19 protein-coding genes are annotated in these 19,328 nt (G+C 60.4%); 13 read left to right on the top strand and 6 right to left on the bottom strand.

Going from position 1 to position 19,328, the window contains the following annotated elements:
- Nucleotides 1–73 precede the first annotated feature (73 nt).
- The 4 genes from xylA to FHR23_RS02960 form a co-directional block, all read right to left on the bottom strand.
- Nucleotides 74–1,390: a xylose isomerase gene (gene xylA, locus FHR23_RS02975; RefSeq protein ID WP_425506339.1), complete on the bottom strand. Its 1,317-nt coding sequence runs from the start codon at nt 1,388–1,390 to the stop codon at nt 74–76.
- Nucleotides 1,387–2,838, bottom strand: a complete 1,452-nt coding sequence (gene xylB / locus FHR23_RS02970) for a xylulokinase (RefSeq protein WP_184001423.1) — start codon at nt 2,836–2,838, stop codon at nt 1,387–1,389. Before xylB ends, xylA begins: the two co-directional genes overlap by 4 nt.
- Before the next feature lie 6 nt (nt 2,839–2,844).
- The gene (locus FHR23_RS02965) at nt 2,845–3,921 is read right to left on the bottom strand and encodes a glycoside hydrolase family 43 protein (protein ID WP_246359670.1); all 1,077 of its coding nucleotides are present in this window, start codon (nt 3,919–3,921) and stop codon (nt 2,845–2,847) included.
- Nucleotides 3,922–4,063: 142 nt separating this feature from the next.
- The gene (locus FHR23_RS02960; RefSeq protein ID WP_184001421.1) at nt 4,064–4,996 is read right to left on the bottom strand and encodes a hypothetical protein; all 933 of its coding nucleotides are present in this window, start codon (nt 4,994–4,996) and stop codon (nt 4,064–4,066) included.
- Nucleotides 4,997–5,392: 396 nt separating this feature from the next.
- Between FHR23_RS02960 and FHR23_RS02955 the strand changes: the two genes are divergently transcribed.
- The 4 genes from FHR23_RS02955 (at nt 5,393) to acnA (ending at nt 10,233) form a co-directional block, all read left to right on the top strand.
- The gene (locus FHR23_RS02955) at nt 5,393–5,746 is read left to right on the top strand and encodes a helix-turn-helix domain-containing protein (protein ID WP_184001420.1); all 354 of its coding nucleotides are present in this window, start codon (nt 5,393–5,395) and stop codon (nt 5,744–5,746) included.
- Between the two features lie 9 nt (nt 5,747–5,755).
- Nucleotides 5,756–6,298 carry an ImmA/IrrE family metallo-endopeptidase gene (locus FHR23_RS16755; protein ID WP_221227330.1) on the top strand — a complete coding sequence of 181 codons (543 nt, stop codon included), beginning with the start codon at nt 5,756–5,758 and terminating at the stop codon, nt 6,296–6,298.
- A gap of 595 nt (nt 6,299–6,893) precedes the next feature.
- Entirely contained in the window at nt 6,894–7,079 is a 186-nt protein-coding gene (locus FHR23_RS02940; RefSeq protein ID WP_184001418.1) for a YodC family protein, read from the top strand.
- 481 nt (nt 7,080–7,560) lie between these two features.
- Nucleotides 7,561–10,233: an aconitate hydratase AcnA gene (gene acnA, locus FHR23_RS02935; protein ID WP_184001417.1), complete on the top strand. Its 2,673-nt coding sequence runs from the start codon at nt 7,561–7,563 to the stop codon at nt 10,231–10,233.
- A gap of 84 nt (nt 10,234–10,317) precedes the next feature.
- Here acnA and FHR23_RS02930 read toward each other — a convergent pair whose 3' ends face one another.
- Nucleotides 10,318–10,758, bottom strand: coding sequence for a bactofilin family protein (locus FHR23_RS02930; protein ID WP_184001416.1), 441 nt, complete (start codon nt 10,756–10,758; stop codon nt 10,318–10,320).
- Nucleotides 10,759–10,779: 21 nt separating this feature from the next.
- Entirely contained in the window at nt 10,780–11,373 is a 594-nt protein-coding gene (locus FHR23_RS02925; protein ID WP_184001415.1) for a hypothetical protein, read from the bottom strand.
- A 281-nt stretch (nt 11,374–11,654) separates the two neighbouring features.
- Between FHR23_RS02925 and rpsL the strand changes: the two genes are divergently transcribed.
- The 9 genes from rpsL to FHR23_RS02880 all read left to right on the top strand — a co-directional run bounded on the left by rpsL (nt 11,655) and on the right by FHR23_RS02880 (nt 19,326).
- Nucleotides 11,655–12,026 (top strand): 30S ribosomal protein S12, encoded by a 372-nt coding sequence (gene rpsL / locus FHR23_RS02920; protein WP_119511496.1) that lies wholly within the window; start codon nt 11,655–11,657, stop codon nt 12,024–12,026.
- A gap of 94 nt (nt 12,027–12,120) precedes the next feature.
- Complete coding sequence (rpsG, locus tag FHR23_RS02915; RefSeq protein WP_184001414.1) at nt 12,121–12,591, top strand: 30S ribosomal protein S7; 471 nt, start codon at nt 12,121–12,123, stop codon at nt 12,589–12,591.
- A 47-nt stretch (nt 12,592–12,638) separates the two neighbouring features.
- A complete protein-coding gene (fusA, locus tag FHR23_RS02910) occupies nt 12,639–14,711 on the top strand; it encodes an elongation factor G (RefSeq protein ID WP_184001413.1) in 2,073 nt (690 codons plus the stop codon).
- Between the two features lie 81 nt (nt 14,712–14,792).
- Complete coding sequence (gene tuf / locus FHR23_RS02905) at nt 14,793–15,986, top strand: elongation factor Tu (RefSeq protein ID WP_184001412.1); 1,194 nt, start codon at nt 14,793–14,795, stop codon at nt 15,984–15,986.
- Between the two features lie 155 nt (nt 15,987–16,141).
- Nucleotides 16,142–16,849, top strand: a complete 708-nt coding sequence (locus FHR23_RS02900) for an SDR family NAD(P)-dependent oxidoreductase (protein WP_184001411.1) — start codon at nt 16,142–16,144, stop codon at nt 16,847–16,849.
- Between the two features lie 174 nt (nt 16,850–17,023).
- A complete protein-coding gene (gene rpsJ / locus FHR23_RS02895; protein ID WP_066476792.1) occupies nt 17,024–17,332 on the top strand; it encodes a 30S ribosomal protein S10 in 309 nt (102 codons plus the stop codon).
- A 301-nt stretch (nt 17,333–17,633) separates the two neighbouring features.
- The gene (rplC, locus tag FHR23_RS02890) at nt 17,634–18,392 is read left to right on the top strand and encodes a 50S ribosomal protein L3 (RefSeq protein WP_184001410.1); all 759 of its coding nucleotides are present in this window, start codon (nt 17,634–17,636) and stop codon (nt 18,390–18,392) included.
- 3 nt (nt 18,393–18,395) lie between these two features.
- Entirely contained in the window at nt 18,396–19,019 is a 624-nt protein-coding gene (gene rplD, locus FHR23_RS02885; protein WP_184001409.1) for a 50S ribosomal protein L4, read from the top strand.
- Nucleotides 19,012–19,326 carry a 50S ribosomal protein L23 gene (locus FHR23_RS02880; protein WP_184001408.1) on the top strand — a complete coding sequence of 105 codons (315 nt, stop codon included), beginning with the start codon at nt 19,012–19,014 and terminating at the stop codon, nt 19,324–19,326. The genes rplD and FHR23_RS02880 overlap by 8 nt, the downstream gene beginning before the upstream one ends.
- The last annotated feature ends 2 nt before the right edge of the window (nt 19,327–19,328 follow it).

Raw genomic sequence — 19,328 nt, 5'->3', positions numbered from 1 at the left:
TTGATATAGGTTCCCCAAAAAAAGCGCCGCCGCCACAATCGGACGACGGCGCGAGGCAAGGAAGCTGTGGCGGTCAGACGAAGCGGTTGATCAGGTTTTCCAACCGCTCCTGACGCCCCGAAACCGGCTTGGGATTCAGGTCGCGTTCGACTGCGAGATCGGCGATTTCGGACAGGTTTTTCTGGCCGATGGCCTGACCCAGCTCGCCGTCCCATCCGGCGTAGCGCTCCTTCTTGAACTGGTCGAGGCGACCGTCCGCGATGATCGCTTCGGCGTTGAGCAGCGCGCGGGCCAGTACGTCGATGGCGCCGACATGGCCGTGGAAGATATCGACCGCATCGACCGACTGGCGGCGCACCTTCGAATCGAAGTTGAAGCCGCCGGTGGTGAAGCCGCCCGCGCGGATCACCTCGATCATCGCCAGCGTCATTTCGGGCACGGAATTGGGGAACTGGTCGGTGTCCCAGCCATTTTGCGGATCGCCGCGATTGGCGTCGATAGAACCGAAAATGCCCAGCGCGTTCGCGGTCGCCAGCTCATGCTCGAACGTGTGGCTGGCCAGCGTCGCGTGGTTCGCCTCGATATTCACACACACTTCGTCCTCTAGGCCATAGCGCTTCAGGAAACCGTACACCGTCGCGGTGTCGAAATCATATTGATGCTTGGTCGGCTCGAACGGCTTGGGTTCGATCAGGATCGTGCCCTTGAACCCGATCTTGTGCTTGTGCTCGACGACCAGCGACAGGAAACGGCCGAAATTGTCCAGCTCGCGCTTCAGGTCGGTATTGTGCAGCGTTTCATAGCCTTCGCGACCGCCCCACAGCACATAATTGGCGCCGCCCAGCCGGTGGGTCGCCTCCAGCGCCGAACGCACCTGAAGCGCCCCCCAGGCATAGACTTCGGGGAAGGGGCTGGTCGCGGCACCGGCGGCATAGCGCGGATCGCTGAACAGGTTGGCGGTGCCCCACAACAGGCCGATGCCGGTTTCGCTCTGAAGCTTTTCCAGATGATCGACTGCTTCGCCGAAATAGCGGTTATATTCGCTGACATTATGGGCCTGCGCCATCACGTCGACATCGTGGAAACAGTAATAGGGCACGCCCAGCCGCTTGACGAAATCGAACCCGACGGTGCGCTTGTCGGCGGCACCTTCCGGCGTGTGGGCATTGGCCAGCCAGGGGCGGTCAAAGGTGCCGGGGCCGAACACATCGCTGCCGGGCCAGCAGAAAGTGTGCCAGAAACACACCGACAAGCGCAGATGGTCCTCCATCCGCTTGCCGAGCACCATCCGGTCCTTGTCATAGAAACGATAGGCAAGCTCATCGGTGGCATCCGGCCCCTGATAGGTAACGGGGCCAATTTCGCTGAAATAATCGGTGGCGGACATCATGAACCTTTCTTGGGCGTAATGCGGGGATAGGCGTCCTTGAACGCCTGTTTCTTTTCGGAAAGCGCGGCGACCAGCGCCGCGTCGGGATCGACGGTGCGGGCCACCGGCGGGGGTGTGCAGACATCGGCGGCGCTGCCGCCGTCGACGGCAATCTGGGCCAGGCGGGCCGCCCCCAGTGCGGGGCCGACTTCGCCGCCTTTCAGATAGACCAGCCGGGTGTCGAACGCGGCCGCCAGGATCGACCCCCAATAGCTGGAGCGCGCACCGCCGCCGATCACGCTCAACTGCTCGACGGTCGTTCCGGCGTCGCGCAGCGCGTCCAGCCCGTCGGCCAGCGCGAAGGCGACGCCCTCCAGCACCGCCTGTGCCAGCCGGGCAGGGTCGGTATCGTTGTCGAGCCGCAGGAACGCGCCGCGCACGCGGGCATCGTTATGCGGCGTGCGCTCGCCGGAGAGATAGGGGAGGAAAAGCTCCGGTCCGCTGGCGACACCGCTCGATTCGGCCAGCGCGAACAGGTCGGCCACGCTGGTCGTGCCGGTCAGCCGCGCCGCCCAGTCGACGCAGGACGCCGCCGACAGATGCACCGACATCTGGTGCCACAGATCGGGCAGGCAGTGGCAAAAGGCATGGACCGCGCGGTCCGGGTTGGGCCGGAATTCCCGCGTGGCGACGAAGATCACGCCCGATGTGCCGAGCGACAATAACGCGTCGCCGTCGCTGACAACGCCGATACCCGCGGCACCGGCGGCATTGTCGCCGCCGCCGCCCGCCACCGGCACGACCGGCACGCCCCAGCTTTCGGCAACCTCCGCGCGCAACTGTCCGGCAATCTCGCTGCCTTCGACAAGGCGCGGCATATTGGCCTCGCTCAGCCCCGTCGCATGAAGCAGCGTGTCGCTCCAGCGCCGCGCCGCGACGTCCAGCCACAGCGTGCCCGCGCTGTCCGACATGTCGGATGCCTTGTCGCCGGTCATGCACAGCCGGACATAATCCTTGGGCAGCAGCACGGTCCTGACCTGCGCGAACACCTCCGGCTCCTGCTTGCGCACCCAGAGCAGCTTGGGCGCGGTAAAGCCCGGCATGGCGATATTGCCCGATATCGCGCGCAGGTCGGGCACCGATGCTTCCAGCTCGGCGCATTCGGTGTCGCTGCGGCCGTCATTCCACAGGATCGCCGGGCGTAGCGGCCGGTCGTCCGCGCCCAGCAGGGTCGCCCCGTGCATTTGCCCGGCCAGCCCGATGCCGCGCACCGACCGCCGCACCTCCGGCGCAATCGCGCGCACCGCGGCGGTCGTCGCCTTCCACCAGGCTTCGGGGTCCTGTTCGGACCATAGCGGCTGCGGACGCTGCACGGTCAGCGCGGCGGTACCCTGTCCCGCGACACTGCCGCGCTCGTCCAGAACGACCGCTTTGACACCCGATGTGCCGATATCGATACCCAGGAACATGGCGCCTCAGTGCGTGAACGGATCGATCGTCTGGATCGTCCCGTCGGGATTGAAGTGCAGTTGCGTCACCTTGACGTTGCGCAGCGAATTCTTGTTCGAAAGCTGGGTGTCCGCATAGAACAGCCACCATTTGCCGTTGTGCTTCACGATCGACTGATGCGTCGTCCAGCCCTGCACCGGCAGCAGGAAATGCCCCTTATAGTGGAAGGGGCCATAGGGGTTGTCGCCGATCGCATAGGCGAGGAAATGGGTGTCGCCGGTCGAATAGGTGAAATAATATTTGCCGTCGCGCTTGAACATCCACGACGCCTCGAAAAAGCGCTTGTCATGCTCGCCGCCGGTCACCGGCTTCCCATCCTTGCCCAGAATGACGACATCGCGCGGTTTTTCGGCGAGATGCTGCATATCCGGTGCCAGCATCGCAACCTTGGCCGTCAGCGCGGGCTTGTCATCCTGATGCAGGTCGGTCGCGGAGCCGTGGGGATTGTATTTCCCCGTCACCCAGCGTTGCAGCTGCCCGCCCCAGATGCCGCCGAAATACATATAGCTCTTGCCGTCGCTATCGGTGAACACCGCCGGGTCGATCGAATAGGCACCGGGGATCGGCTTCGGATCGGCCTTGAACGGTCCCATCGGGTTTTTCGAGGTAGCGACGCCGATGCGGAAAATACCCTGATGGTCGCGCGCCGGGAAATAGAGATAATAGGTCCCGTTCTTGTACGCGGCATCGGGCGCCCACATCTGTTTCGCCGCCCAGGGCACCTGATCGACGTCCAGCGCGACCGGCCCGACCGTCACCTTGCCGCCGACATGGTCCATTTCCAGCACGCGATAGTCGCGCATCGCATATTGGCTGCCCAGATCGTCGTCGGGAATGTTCGTCTTGATGTCATGCGACGGATAAATATAGATTTTTCCGTTGAAGACATGCGCGGACGGATCGGCGGTATAGATGCTCGTGACCAGCGGCTGCGACAGATAATGGCGGCCATTGGGCGCAACCGGTCCGTCCTTGGCCAGCGCGGCGGTGGAAAGAAGCGCGGCCGCAACTGCTGCGTACCGCCATTTGGAACCCGGTTTCATCTGCATCTCCTAAGCCGGATCGATCGGCCTGTATGTTTTTAGGTAGCGCTAACGTTAAATGCTAATCCGACGCGAGGCAAGCCGTTCGGAACACCATGCGCCGCTTGCAGGAAAGCGCCGCATCACGCCCTGCGGCCCATCGCTATCCCGGCGGCGGATCACTGGCTGCGGCATCCGCGCCCCCGGCCCGCGCTTCCCCCGCCGCCAGCCGGTCGAGCCGCCGCAGCACCTCGCGCTTCGCCTCGATCTGGCTTTCATACACGACACAGTCCTGCCGCGTATCCCACGCCCACCATCCCGATCCGTCGCAATCTCCGGCATTGCCCTGCCGCACCGCCTGCGCCGCCAGCCAGGCCTGCGCCACCGGGGAGCGCGGATCGGCGACGCTGCCGTCCGGCGCGATCAGGTCGCCCCACATGCCGGTGGTGAAGTCGGGCACGCGCAGCGCCGCCCCCTGCGCCTCGCCAGCGGGGGCAGGGGCCGCATCCGCCCCCGCACCGGCATCCCCCGCCTCCTCGCGCAGCAGCAACAGCCGCAACAGCGAATCCGAATAGCGCCGCCGCTGCGCCACCACCTTGCCGCCCGAAACGATGGGCTCGTCCCATCCCGTCACCGCCCGGTCATAGGCCGCCTGCTCGATCGTCGGCTGCGCCTTGGCCAGCGCCCGCGTCCATGCACGCGCAAAAGCGGGGGAGGATTTGCGGATGCGATAGGCGCTGGTCGACGATATCCGCGCCCGCTTGCACGCATCGCGCACGCACCCCGTTTCGGACAGCGCGCGCAGGAACAGCTTCTGCCGCGCCGCCGTCCAGCCGTCATGGCGCATGCGATATTGGGGGAGCAGCCGCCGGGCCGCCGCCGCATCGGCCGACCGCCCGGCACAGCGCGCCGCCTTCGCCTCGGCCAGTGCTGCGTCCCAGCGCGCCGCAAAGCCCGGATCGCGCGCCCGACGGCGATAGGCGCTCGCCGCCGTCACCCCCACCGCGCGCGCCGCCGCCCGGACCTCGCCCTGCACGCGCAGGGCTTCGCAAAACCGCGCCGTCAGCGCGTCCGTCCATGGGGAAGGTCTCGGCATGATTCGATGCTCCGCAATCCAAAGGGAGCAGAGCAGCTATCGCAAAAGCACGGCTGTAGGACAGCGGAAAATGGGGGCGGCTGACGACTGCTGTTGGGCCGGGTAGCTTGGGTCGCAGTATCGACCACTACGCCTTAACGGCAAGAGCGAAAATATGAATAACGAAAGGCGATCACTCTATTTCAAAGTCTTGGAACCGAGCGAATTCGCCGCAGTCGATAAGACAGTACCCGGGCAGCACGCACCCGAGAATCGTTGCGCTCACCAATAGCCGCACGAGGAATAAAACCTCTTGCGTTCAACAGTTCAACCATATAGGTTGATTAATACAACCTAACGGTTGACAGATTCTTCAGTTTCAGTTACAATGTTTGAAACTGGGAGAAAGGTAAGGTCATGATCACCGAACTCGGAAAGGAGCTACGCAAAATCAGAATCGATCGTGACGAACGTTTGCTTGATATGGCCGAAAAACTGAAGAAGTCCGCCGCTTTCGTTTCAGCGGTTGAAGTTGGAAAGAAGACACCGCCCAACGGCTTCGAAGAATCGGTTGTTAAGGCATATGGTTTGGCATGGGACGTGGCTGAAAGATTGCGACAGACCGCAGATCGCGCTCGAAAAGCTTTTACGATTGAACCGAATACTATGCTGGGACGCGATACGGCGGGCTTGCTGGCACGCAGAATGAATGGACTGACTGAAGATGAACTCAACAATATCCGGGACATTTTGAACCGGAAGCAGGGATAGGAAAGCAAAGTGAGTGGGCAGAACTTCATCGTTCCAGCAAGAAGCTGGGATAACATTGAGCAAATCGCTCAGGGTTGGCGGTCGAAGTTCGGCTTGGACCAAACCCCGTACACCCCCATCATGGATATGATGGAGCGGGTATTGGATAATGCGCTTAACTACTTCACGTTAATTCCCGTCGAAGCTTCGGAAATGGGGCCGGCGGAAGGTTATACCGACCCGGACGGCACCTGCATCATGCTCCGCGAAGATGTTTATCGTGGAGCATGGGCAGGCGAAGTTCGCGATCGTTTTACAGCCGCACACGAACTGGCCCATTGGGCCATTCACACGAAAATTCCCCTAGCGCGAGCAACTGCCGGCCAAGAGGTCCCTGCATATCGATTGAGCGAACCACAAGCCAATCAGTTTGCGAGCGAATTGCTCATGCCAGCGCGCTTCTTCACTATACTTGATACCGTGCATACTGTCATGGATCGCCACGGCGTAGGCTATAAGGCGGCGAGCAATCGCCTCGAATACCTCAATAGGAAGGGGAAGATTACCGTATAAAAAAAGACCTGAGCAGGGCTCAGGCCTTCATTTTTTCCTATCGGGCTTACAGGGGCTCGCCGGTAGGGAAGCCTCAGATAAGCGCCGAATCGGCCGTGTTGCAACGCCGCGCATATTGCGTTTCGGTCTCCTTGTCAAGGCAGACATCGCCCCTCGGAGACGTGGTATGGCGACGGGTTCACTCCCGCCAGCGCCGCCGGGATACCGCTACATCTTCCGCCCTTGGCGGAAGTGCGCGCGCACCGGCAAGGTGCTCTACGCTAAGGCTTTCGGGCTGAAGGCGTGGCCGATCCTCATTCCGGTTTAACCGATGATGAGGCGACGGTGGGCAGTGATGCCCACCGTCGTAGGAAGACGCCATGCGAACGTCTCGTCGTTCAACTGCTTTATGGAGATTGAAGATGAGTAATCCGAAAGGACCCCGAAAGACCGTATTTCGTGACTCTGGCAGCGGCCAGTTCGTAACCGAACGCTACGCTAATCGTCATCCGAAGACGACCGAACGTGAGCGCGTGATCGATCCGTCGAAGCGCCGGTAATCATAAGGAATGCGCCCCAGATTCGGCTGGGGCGCATTCCGCATAAGGAGTTCGAAATGAGCGACCAATTTAATGTAGGTGACACCGTAGTCTTGAAGTCCGGTGGCCCAAAGATGACGATCACTACGATTCGTGAGAGCGGATATATGGGCGGCGGCCCTATTCACGCATATTGCACGTGGTTCGACGGCAAAGGCGTGAAGACCGGCGATTTCCCCTTGCCCGCTATTGAACATTCTTAACCTATCGTGGGCGGTGTCGCGCCCGCGGTGCCGCCTGTGAATAGCCGAACTTGGAAACTGCACCCAAAGTAATGAGCGTGCTAGCCCGAGTGGTCCCAGCTGAAAGAAATTCTCTAAGTTATTGAATAATAGTTCTTCCAATGAGGATTGAATTCCTGTCTCAGCCTTGCCAAGGATGTGGTTGACGTCGACGATACAAACGGCAGGTTTTGAGCGATCTGATGCTTGTACGGAATGGCAGCTATTAGAGCGCAAACCAGCCATGCTGAAGTTGGCCAAACTCCGTTACGCCTCCACCCCCACCCCCAATCACTCCACCGATACCCCATCAAACCCGACACCACCCACTTCCCCAAACGGCACCCCCTTGCTAAGTGCGCGCACGAATCTCGCATTCGCGAAATTGCTGGCGTGCTCGCGCGGACCTTCCGCTTCCCCGTCGCGTTGGCAGGACAAATGGCAAGGAAGGAAGGGCCTCGATATGACCGCAATTGGCCAGGATACGCTCGGCACCCGCGACACGCTGGATGTCGGGGGAAAGAAATACAGCTATTATTCGCTCGCAAAGGCGGCGGAAAAGCTTGGCGATGTTTCGCGGCTTCCCTTCTCGATGAAGGTGCTGCTCGAAAACATGCTGCGGTTTGAAGACGGCTCCACCGTCACCACCGACGATGCGCAGGCGATTGTCGACTGGCAAAAGGATGCCCGCTCGGACCGCGAAATTCAGTATCGCCCCGCGCGCGTCCTGCTGCAGGATTTTACCGGCGTTCCCTGCGTCGTCGATCTCGCCGCGATGCGCGATGCGATCACGAAGCTCGGCGGCAGCGCCGAAAAGATCAATCCGCAGGTTCCCGTCCATCTCGTCATCGACCATTCGGTCATGGTCGACGAATTCGGCACGCCAAAGGCGTTCGAACAGAATGTCGAGCTGGAATATCAGCGTAACGGCGAACGCTATGAATTCCTGAAATGGGGGTCGAAGGCGCTCGATAAATTCCATGCCGTGCCGCCGGGCACCGGCATCTGCCATCAGGTGAACCTCGAATATATCGGCAAGGGCGTGTGGTCGTCCGAAGGGCCGGACGGACAGCCGGTGGCCTATCCCGACACGCTGGTCGGCACCGACAGCCACACCACGATGATCAACGGCCTCGGCGTGCTGGGCTGGGGCGTCGGCGGGATCGAGGCGGAGGCCGGAATGCTCGGCCAGCCGATTTCGATGCTGGTGCCCGAAGTCGTCGGCTTCAAACTGACCGGCAGGCTCAATGAAGGCATCACCGCCACCGACCTCGTGCTGACGGTGACGCAGATGCTGCGTGCCAAGGGCGTGGTCGGCCGCTTCGTCGAATTTTACGGCCCCGGTCTGGAGGCGCTGACGCTCGCCGACCGTGCGACCATCGCCAATATGGCGCCCGAATACGGCGCCACCTGCGGCTTCTTCCCGATCGATGAAAAGACGCTCGATTATATGCGCCTCACCGGGCGCGACGACGAAACCGTCGCACTGGTAAAGGCCTATTGTCAGGCGCAGGGCATGTGGCATGAGGCGGGGCGCACCGATCCCGTCTTCACCGATACGCTCGAACTCGACATGTCGACCGTCCATGCCAGCCTTGCCGGGCCGAAGCGTCCGCAGGACCGCATCGAACTGCCGCAGGTCGATGATGTATTCAACGGCGACCTTGCCAGCGTGTATAAAAAGGATGCGCCCGCGCGCGTGGCCGTCGATGGCCGCGATCACGATATCGGCGACGGCGATGTTGTCATTGCCGCGATCACATCGTGCACCAACACCTCCAACCCCGCGGTGCTGGTCGCCGCCGGTCTGGTCGCGCGCAAGGCACGGGCAAAGGGTCTGAAGCCAAAGCCCTGGGTAAAGACCTCGCTCGCACCGGGATCGCAGGTCGTGACCGACTATCTCGACAAATCGGGCCTGACCGAGGATCTGAACGCGCTCGGCTTCAACCTGGTCGGCTATGGCTGCACTACCTGTATCGGCAATTCCGGCCCGCTGGCCGAGCCGATTTCAAAGGCGATCAACGGTAACGACATCGTCGCCGCGTCGGTGCTGTCGGGTAACCGCAACTTCGAAGGCCGCGTGTCGCCCGACGTGCGCGCCAACTTCCTCGCTTCCCCGCCGCTCGTCGTCGCCTATGCGCTCAAGGGTACGGTGACCCAGGATATGGAAACCACGCCGATCGGGCAGGATACTGACGGCAACGACGTTTTCCTGAAGGACATCTGGCCGACCAATCAGGAAGTGGCCGACATGGTCGGTGCCAACATCGACGACGACATGTTCCGCGACCGCTACGGCAATGTCTATGCCGGTGACGAACACTGGCGGGCGATCGACGTCGAAGGCTCCGACACCTATTCGTGGAACGCCGGTTCCACCTATGTGCAGAATCCGCCCTATTTCGAAGGGATGCAGATGACGCCCGCCCCGGTCGGCGACATCATCGAGGCAAAGCCGCTGGCGATCCTCGGCGATTCGGTCACCACCGACCACATCTCCCCCGCCGGCAGCATCAAGGCGGACAGTCCCGCCGGAATTTACCTGCAAAATCATCAGGTTAGCCGCAAAGACTTCAATTCCTACGGCTCCCGCCGCGGAAACCACGAAGTCATGATGCGGGGTACTTTCGCGAATATCCGGATTCGCAATGAAATGGTCCCCGGTGTCGAAGGCGGCATGACCAGATATGACGGCGAAACGATGGCCATCTACGACGCCGCCATGCGCCACAAGGCCGACGGCACCCCGCTGGTCGTCGTCGCGGGCAAAGAATACGGCACCGGCTCGTCCCGCGACTGGGCAGCCAAGGGCACCATCCTGCTAGGTGTTCGCGCTGTTATCGCCGAAAGCTTCGAACGTATCCACCGTTCGAACCTGGTCGGGATGGGCGTCCTGCCCTTGCAGTTTCCGGAAGGGGTTTCGCGTCAGACGCTGAAACTCGATGGCGCCGAAAGCTTCACAATACGTGGTGTCGCCGACCTTAGACCGCGCCAGGAGGTTGAGGTGACGGTGACGCGTGCCGACGGCTCAAACGAAACCTTCAAGGCGCTGTGCCGCATCGATACCGCCAATGAGATGGAATATTTCCTGAATGGCGGCATCCTGCAATATGTGCTTCGTAAACTCGCCGCCTGATCGCTCGATCAGCGGCTGAAGCAAAAATGCGCGGGAGGGGTCGTCCTTCCCGCGCATTTTTTTGCGTGTGATATTGTGGCTGCTTCAGCCCGCTTCCGCTGCCGATTCGATCAGCCGGACATGGTCGCTCTTGGTGCCGACGGCAGATTGTTTCAGCATATTGGCACCGACATGGCGCAGCGTGCCGTCCACACGCGCGCCTGTGGCGATAGACAGATTTTCATATTCGACATCGCCAGTGACTTGCGCGCCATGTTCGATCGTCAGATCACGAACCCGCACGCCGCCTTCCACCGTGCCGGCGATACGGGCGCTGTCGGCGCATATTTCGCCTTGCACATGGCTGCCCGCGCCTAGCACCAGAGATTGGCAGGTGACATCGCCCTCGATTCGGCCATCGATATGCAAATCCGCCTGAGCCGACACATTGCCGGCGACGGTTACGTCCGCGCTGAAGATCGAAAATTCCCCCCGCTTTCCGATGCTTGGGATTTCTCGAGTCGGTTTGTCAGTCGATTTGAACATGCGTTGCGCCCTCCCGCGGAATCAATTCTTCGCGGAAAGGCTAACATAATCCAGGTTAAGCGCTACCCCGGCAAAGGGTGAAGCGTTTATTATGGGCAGGTTGTCGTTGGCGGCGTGAGGCGTGACGAGAATACGAGTTGCCGCGATTAGTGCCGCCAGCAGGGCAACGCTGCCAACCGCCGGTGCGCAGGCAAGGGTTTCTGCAAGTGCAAGCCCGAACAGCAGCGCGGGCAGTCGCTCTTTCTGTCGGAGGAGCCATAGGGTGAAGGGAAGGGCCGCCACGATCGACACGAGTCCCATATCCGGCATCGTCATGCCGGGTATGGCGATTGCAAGTATCGCGGCCGCGGCCCGCGCCTTGCCCCCATATGGCGGATTGCGGGCAAGTGCTGCCGTCAGCGCCACCGTTGCTCCGAGCGCCACTGCGATGGCGAGTAATGCAATCGGCGCGTCGGGAGTCAGGGTCTGTGCGAGCGTCCATAATCCGGGAACGGGAATAGGTGGAAGTAGTGTTGCGGCGAAGCCCAGCGTGACACTTGTCATCAGACACGGAAGGGCCATATCATGACGTGTGCGTATGATCCGGTATTGGGGGCTCGGAATAAGGTGCTTCATGGAGTTGCGCTTGTACCCGTAAAGGTATTGACGCTTGCTTGACGTCTCGGCGGATTAGTGCACGGCGCCCCATTGACCCCACACTCTTGCATGGGTATAGGCGCCCGCGTCCCGTAAGGCGTATCCGTCAGGACACGTGTATGGGCTTTGAGCTGAACGTTGCTGAAGACGAAGGCCCGGGGGGTCGGGATGACCGCCGGGGCTTTTTGTATTGCACAGGTAAGGGCTTCAGCAAAGTAACCGCCGGAATTTGCCGGTAACGAAAAAAGGTGAAGGGCTTCATGCCGACGATTAATCAATTGGTCCGCAAGGGCCGTGTTTTGCAAAAGGCCAAGAGCAAGGTTCCTGCAATGGAGCAGAACCCGCAGAAGCGGGGCGTCTGCACTCGCGTGTACACCACCACGCCGAAAAAGCCGAACTCGGCGCTTCGCAAGGTGGCGAAGGTTCGCTTGACGAACCAGCGCGAAGTCATCAGCTACATTCCGGGCGAAGGCCACAACCTGCAGGAGCATAGCGTCGTGCTGATCCGCGGCGGGCGTGTGCGCGACCTTCCCGGTGTGCGCTATCATGTGCTGCGCGGCGTTCTCGACACGCAGGGCGTGAAGGACCGCAAGCAGTCCCGTTCGAAGTACGGCGCGAAGCGTCCGAAGTAATCAGCCAAAGTAAGCCCCGGACAGGGGTTCCGTCGATGGTTCGGCGGAATCCCGGAAGTTCCGGATACGCTGAATTAGACCTAAGGAATCAGAAATGGCTCGTCGTCGTCGTCCCGAAAAACGGGAAATCCTGCCCGATCCCAAATTTGGTGATCTGGTGCTTTCGAAATTCATGAATTCGGTCATGCTGGACGGCAAGAAGGCTGTCGCAGAAGGTATCGTCTATTCCGCGCTCGACACCGTTGAGGCGCGCGCCAAGAAGGATCCGCTGGGAATCTTTCATGAAGCGCTGAACAACATTAAGCCGGGTATCGAAGTTCGCAGCCGCCGCGTCGGTGGTGCGACTTATCAGGTGCCGGTCGAGGTTCGCCCCGACCGTGCGCAGGCGTTGGCGATTCGCTGGCTGATCACTGCTGCTCGTGCGCGTTCGGAAAACACGATGTCGGCACGCCTGTCCGGCGAACTGATGGATGCCGCGAACAATCGCGGCAATGCGGTCAAGAAGCGTGAAGACACGCATCGTATGGCGGAAGCCAACCGCGCCTTCAGTCATTACCGCTGGTAGTTTTTCCCTAAACGCCGGGGATGATCCCCGGCACCGGAGTGTTTACAATGGCTCGCAAAGATCCGCTCAAATCGTATCGCAACATCGGCATCATGGCGCATATCGATGCTGGCAAGACGACGACCACCGAGCGCATCCTTTATTACACCGGCAAGTCCTACAAGATCGGCGAAGTGCATGAAGGCACGGCGACGATGGACTGGATGGAGCAGGAGCAGGAGCGCGGCATCACGATCACGTCGGCCGCGACGACCTGTTTCTGGAACGATCACCGCATCAACATCATCGATACTCCCGGCCACGTCGACTTCACCATCGAGGTGGAGCGTTCGTTGCGCGTGCTCGACGGTGCAGTGGCGTGCTTCGACGGCGTTGCTGGTGTCGAGCCGCAGTCGGAAACGGTGTGGCGTCAGGCGGACAAGTACAAAGTTCCGCGGATGTGCTTCATCAACAAGCTTGACCGCACCGGTGCCAATTTCGAATATTGCGTTCAGTCGATTATCGATCGTCTGGGTGCTACCCCGGCTGTTCTGTACATTCCGATCGGTATCGAAGGCGGACTGATCGGCCTGGTTGATCTGGTCAACAATCGCGGTATCGTATGGAAGAATGACGGACTGGGCGCCGAATTCGAATATACCGATATTCCGGAAGATCTGCAGGATAAGGCGGCTGAGTATCGCCAGAATCTGATCGAATTGGTCGTCGAGCAGGACGACGATGCGATGGAAGCGTATCTGGAAGGCAATGAGCCGGACGCCGACACGCTGAAGGCGCTGATCCGCAAGGGTACGCTTAACCAGTCTTTCGTTCCGGTGCTGTGCGGTTCGGCGTTCAAGAACAAGGGTGTGCAGCCCCTGCTCGACGCAGTCGTCGACTATCTGCCCAGCCCGCTCGATGTTCCGGCGATTAAGGGCGTGCTGCCCGACAGCGATGAGGAGGCGACGCGTCCGTCCTCTGATGACGAGCCGTTTGCCGCGCTGGCCTTCAAGATCATGAACGATCCGTTTGTCGGCTCGCTGACCTTTACCCGCATCTATTCTGGCAAGCTCACCAAGGGTTCGTACCTGAACTCGGTGAAGGACAAGAAGGAAAAGGTCGGTCGTATGCTCCTCATGCACGCGAACTCGCGTGAGGACATCGAGGAGGCCTATGCCGGCGACATCGTTGCGATCGCAGGTCTGAAGGAAACGACGACCGGGGACACGCTGTGCGATCCGGCCAAGCCAATCATTCTGGAGCGCATGGAATTCCCTGATCCGGTGATCGAGCTTTCGGTGGAGCCGAAGACCAAGGCTGACCAGGAAAAGATGGGCGTCGCGCTTAATCGTCTGGCCGCCGAGGATCCGTCGTTCCGCGTTTCGACCGATCATGAATCGGGTCAGACGATCATCAAGGGCATGGGTGAACTTCACCTCGACATTCTCGTCGATCGCATGAAGCGTGAGTTCAAGGTCGAAGCGAATGTCGGTGCGCCACAGGTGGCGTATCGCGAATATCTCGCTAAGCCGGTGGAACTGACCTACACCCATAAGAAGCAGTCGGGTGGTTCGGGCCAGTTCGGTGAAGTGAAGGTGCAGGTCGCACCGGGCGAGCGTGGTTCGGGCTTCCAGTTCTTCGACGAGATCAAGGGCGGCAATATCCCGCGCGAATATATCCCGTCGGTTGAAAAGGGCTTCCGCGAGACCGCCGAGACGGGGCACCTGATCGGCTTCCCGATCATCGACTTCGAGGTCCACCTGGTCGATGGTAAGTATCACGACGTCGACTCGTCGGCGCTGGCGTTTGAAATCTGCGCCCGTGGTGCAATGCGCGAAGTGGCGGCGAAGGCGGGTATCAAGCTGCTGGAGCCGATCATGAAGGTCGAAGTCATCACGCCGGAGGATTATCTCGGCGATGTGATCGGCGACATGAACTCGCGCCGTGGCCAGATCCAGGGTACCGAAAGCCGTGGCAACGCGCAGGCGGTGCTGGCAAATGTGCCGCTGGCCAATATGTTCGGCTATGTGAATCAGTTGCGTTCCTTCACTCAGGGACGTGCTCAATACACGATGCAGTTCTCGCATTACGACGAAGTGCCGCAGAATGTGGCCGACGAAGTGAAGGCGAAGCTGGCATAACCTGAAAGAACTCGTTAAGGGGCGCGCTCTCGTGTCTTCCAAGACGATTCGGAACACGCGTAGATCAGAAGGTAGGAAATAATGGCGAAAGCAAAGTTCGAGCGGACTAAACCGCACCTGAATATCGGCACCATCGGCCACGTCGACCACGGCAAGACGTCGCTGACGGCCGCGATTACGAAGGTCCTGGCCGAAACGGGCGGCGGCACGGCCGTCGACTTCGCAAACATCGACAAGGCACCGGAAGAGCGTGAGCGCGGCATCACTATCTCGACCGCGCACGTCGAGTATGAAACCGACAAGCGTCACTATGCGCATGTCGATTGCCCCGGCCACGCCGACTATGTGAAGAACATGATCACCGGCGCGGCGCAGATGGACGGTGCGATCCTGGTGGTTTCGGCCGCAGACGGCCCGATGCCGCAGACCCGTGAGCACATCCTACTCGCTCGTCAGGTCGGCGTGCCGGCGATGGTCGTGTTCATGAACAAGGTCGACCAGGTTGATGACGAAGAACTGCTCGAGCTGGTCGAGCTGGAAATTCGTGAACTGTTGAGCTCGTACGAGTTCCCGGGCGACGATATTCCGATCGTCAAGGGTTCGGCTCTGGCCGCGCTGGAAGACAGCAACGAGGAAATCGGCAAGAAGGCTGTTCTCGAGCTGATGGCGCAGGTCGACGAATATATCCCTGAGCCGGAGCGTCCGCTCGACAAGCCGTTCATGATGCCGATCGAAGACGTGTTCTCGATCTCGGGTCGCGGTACCGTTGTCACCGGCCGTGTCGAAACCGGTATCATCAAGGTTGGTGAAGAAGTCGAGATCGTCGGCATTCATCCGGAAGTCCGCAAGACGACTGTCACGGGTGTTGAGATGTTCCGCAAGCTGCTCGATCAGGGGCAGGCTGGCGACAATGTCGGCGCGCTGTTGCGCGGTGTCGCTCGTGACGATGTGGAGCGTGGCCAGGTGCTCGCGAAGCCGGGTTCGATCACGCCGCACACCGAGTTCAAGTCGGAAGTGTATGTTCTGTCGAAGGACGAAGGTGGCCGTCACACGCCGTTCTTCGCCAACTATCGACCGCAGTTCTACTTCCGTACGACTGACGTGACGGGTACCATCGAACTGCCGGAAGGCACCGAGATGGTTATGCCCGGCGATAATGTTGCGCTTGGCGTTAAGCTGATCGCACCGATCGCCATGGACGTTGGCCAGCGCTTCACGATCCGCGAAGGCGGTCGTACCGTTGGCGCCGGCGTGGTGAGCTCCATCGACAAGTAAGTTGCGGTAGCTCCTCACGGCGCTGACGAAACGATAAAGACCCGGCTTCCCCATGCGGGAGGCCGGGTTTTTTGCATCTAACGTAACACCGAAGCATTTTTGTTAATGCGAGGGGTCTTCGTCCGACCGCAATGATGACTATTGGGAGTTTAACGATGGTATTCGATAACAATCCAACTATTCTGATCGTCGGTGCATCGCGCGGATTGGGTTATGCCATGGCGGAGGAGTTCGTCACGCGGGGCTGGTCCGTGATCGGTACTATACGCGGGCGTCGTTCCCATTCAGGTCTGCATGACCTCGCTTCTCGGTATCCGCAACAGGTGCGGGTGGAGGTGGTCGATATCGACGACGTCGATACAATTGTCGATCTGCGTAGTCGCTTATCGGATAGACGCCTCGACATATTGTTCGTCAATGCCGGTACGACGACCGGAGACCCGCTGGCGCTCGTCGATCAAGTCAGCGACGCAGAGTTTGTGCGGGTGATGTGTACCAATACGCTTGGCCCGATGCGGGTGATTGAGGCGTTAAAGGATCGCGTACCAGCCGATGGCCTGATTGGTGCCATGTCGTCGGGGCAGGGAAGCATTGCAAATAACGAGAAGGGAACGCGCGAGGTCTATCGTGCCAGTAAGGCAGCACTGAACATGTTGATGCGGTGTTTTGCGGCAAGAGAGCGTGAACAGTCGCGTTCAATCGCCGTGATGGCTCCGGGATGGATACAGACCGATCTTGGCGGCCCAGATGCGCCCTATACCATTGAGGAGGCGGTGCCACCGCTTGTCGATGTGCTACTGGCCAAGCGAACGCGCCCTGGTCTGGAGTATCTCGACCGTTTCGGGGATGCCGTTCCTTGGTAACAGCGAAAAATGTTGCATTGGGGGGGTTGATCCCATCCTCACTCCCCTGTAGAGGCGCGCCTTCAGTTTTTGGTTTGAACAGCAAGAGGTGGCTATCTCCGCCTCGTCATCGGCTCCCTTGGGGTGGATGGCAAGTGGAGCAAGGGCACCCCGCTCTTTCGCATCGGTAGGGACATGGACAACAATATCCGCATTCGCCTGAAGGCGTTCGATCATCGCGTGCTCGATCAGGCGACAGGCGACATCGCTGACACCGCGCGCCGTACCGGCGCTCTTATTCGTGGTCCTATCCCGTTGCCGACGCGCATCGAGAAGTTCACCGTGAACCGTGGGCCGCATATCGACAAGAAGTCGCGCGAGCAGTTCGAGGTTCGCACCTATAAGCGTATGCTGGATATCGTTCAGCCCACGCCGCAGACCGTCGACGCGCTGATGAAGCTCGACCTTGCTGCGGGTGTTGATGTTGAGATTAAACTGGCGTAAGGCCGCGACTTCTCAACGCTAACGCGATTCGGCGGTCTCGACCGGGCATGGCTCGACGCAAGGCCGCAAGTGCCGCATCATTACGGCGCGCAGGAGGGTTCGCCCTCAGCGACATTGGAATACCGCCGGGCTTGCCCGGGTCTGCGTTCCCCGTCTTGCCCGGTTTCGGGCATTTCAGCCCGGACGGGGCTACGCATCAAAAAATCGGGCTGAATACGGGGTTGTCGGGGTATTTCGACGGCGCCGGACACGCCCCCGTAGGATGGGCCTTCGGGGGCCTCTGCAATGGAGTATTTGGATCATGCGCACTGGCGTGATCGCGAAGAAAATGGGGATGACCCGCCTGTTCCAGGATGATGGCCGCCACGTGCCGGTCACTGTTCTGGCACTGGATGGCGTTCAGGTTGTCGCCCGTCGCGAACAAGATAAGGACGGCTATGTCGCGCTGCAGCTCGGCGCTGGCTCGGCCAAGGCAAAGAATGTGGCGAAGCCGCAGCGCGGTCATTTCGGCAAGGCCGAAGTGGAGCCAAAAGCAATTCTCTGCGAATTTCGTGTCGAAGAAGATGGTCTGCTTGACGTCGGTGCCGAACTGGCTGCCGATCATTTCGTTGCAGGGCAGTTTGTCGACGTTTCCGGCCGTACTCAGGGTAAGGGTTTTGCCGGTGCGATGAAGCGCTGGGGTTTCGGCGGTCTGCGCGCGACCCACGGTGTTTCGCTTTCGCACCGTTCGCATGGTTCTACGGGTAACCGTCAGGATCCGGGCCGCGTCTTCAAGAATAAGAAGATGGCTGGTCACATGGGCGACCGTAACCGCACCCAGCAGAATCTTGAGATCGTGCAGACGGATGTCGAGCGCGGTCTGATCTTCGTGAAGGGTTCGGTGCCCGGCCACAAAGGCGCATGGCTGATTGTGCGTGATGCCGTAAAGGTTCCGCGCCACGCTGATGCGCCGTTCCCGGCAGGGCTGAAGGCTGCTGCCAATTCGAATGACGCCGCTCCCGCAGAGACGCCCGCCGAACAGGCTGCGGCTCCGGAAGCGGCCGAAGGCCAGGAGGGCTGATAGATGAAGGTCAAGGTTCAGACCCTCGATGCCAAGGCTAAGGGCGATATCGAGCTCAACGATGCGGTGTTCGCCGTTGAGCCGCGGGCGGATATCCTCCACCGCGTCGTCACCTGGCAGCTCGAGAAGCGTCGCGCTACGGCGCGTCCGACGCGGGAGCGTTCCGATGTTGCGCGTACCGGCAAGAAATGGGGTCGCCAAAAGGGTGGTGGTACTGCCCGTCACGGTGACCGCGCCGCACCGATTTTCATCGGTGGTGGTAAAGCCCACGGTGCCCGCCTTCGCGATTTCGGTCATTCGCTGAACAAGAAGGTTCGCACGCTCGGCCTGAAAATGGCGCTGTCGAGCCATGCCAAGGGTGGTTCGTTGATCATCCTCGATGATCTGTCCGGCGTCGAAAAGACGAAGGCGCTGCAGGGGCAGCTCGAAAAGCTGGGTTTTGGTAAACAGGCGTTGGTGATTGACGGCGAAGCGGTCGAGAACGGTTTCGCGCTGGCGGCCCGTAATCTGGTAGGCATCAACGTCCTGCCGAGCATGGGCGCCAACGTCTATGACATCCTAAAAGCGGATACGCTGGTTCTGACCCGCGCCGCTGTCGAGAAGCTGGAGGCGCGTTTCAATGGCTAAGAAGCCTGTCAAAGCGGTGGACAACCGCCATTATGACGTGGTGCTCGCGCCCCACATCACCGAAAAGTCGACGCTAGTGAGCGAGGCGAATGCGGTGGTGTTCAAGGTGGCCGGCGACGCAAGCAAGCCGGAAATCAAGGCTGCGGTCGAGGCGCTGTTCAACGTCTCTGTGGCGAAGGTGAACACCATCGTTCAGAAGGGTAAGACGAAGCGGTGGAAGGGGGCTCCCTATCGCCGCTCGGACATGAAAAAAGCGATCGTGACGTTGAAAGACGGTGATTCGATCGACGTGACGACGGGGGTCTGAGG

The sequence above is a fragment of the Stakelama sediminis genome (assembly GCF_014199335.1).
In the GTDB taxonomy this organism is placed as follows: Bacteria; Pseudomonadota; Alphaproteobacteria; order Sphingomonadales; family Sphingomonadaceae; genus Sphingomonas; species Sphingomonas sediminis.
The sequence above is the reverse complement of the archived record's forward strand: the minus strand, read 5'-3'. Positions and strand labels throughout refer to the sequence as shown.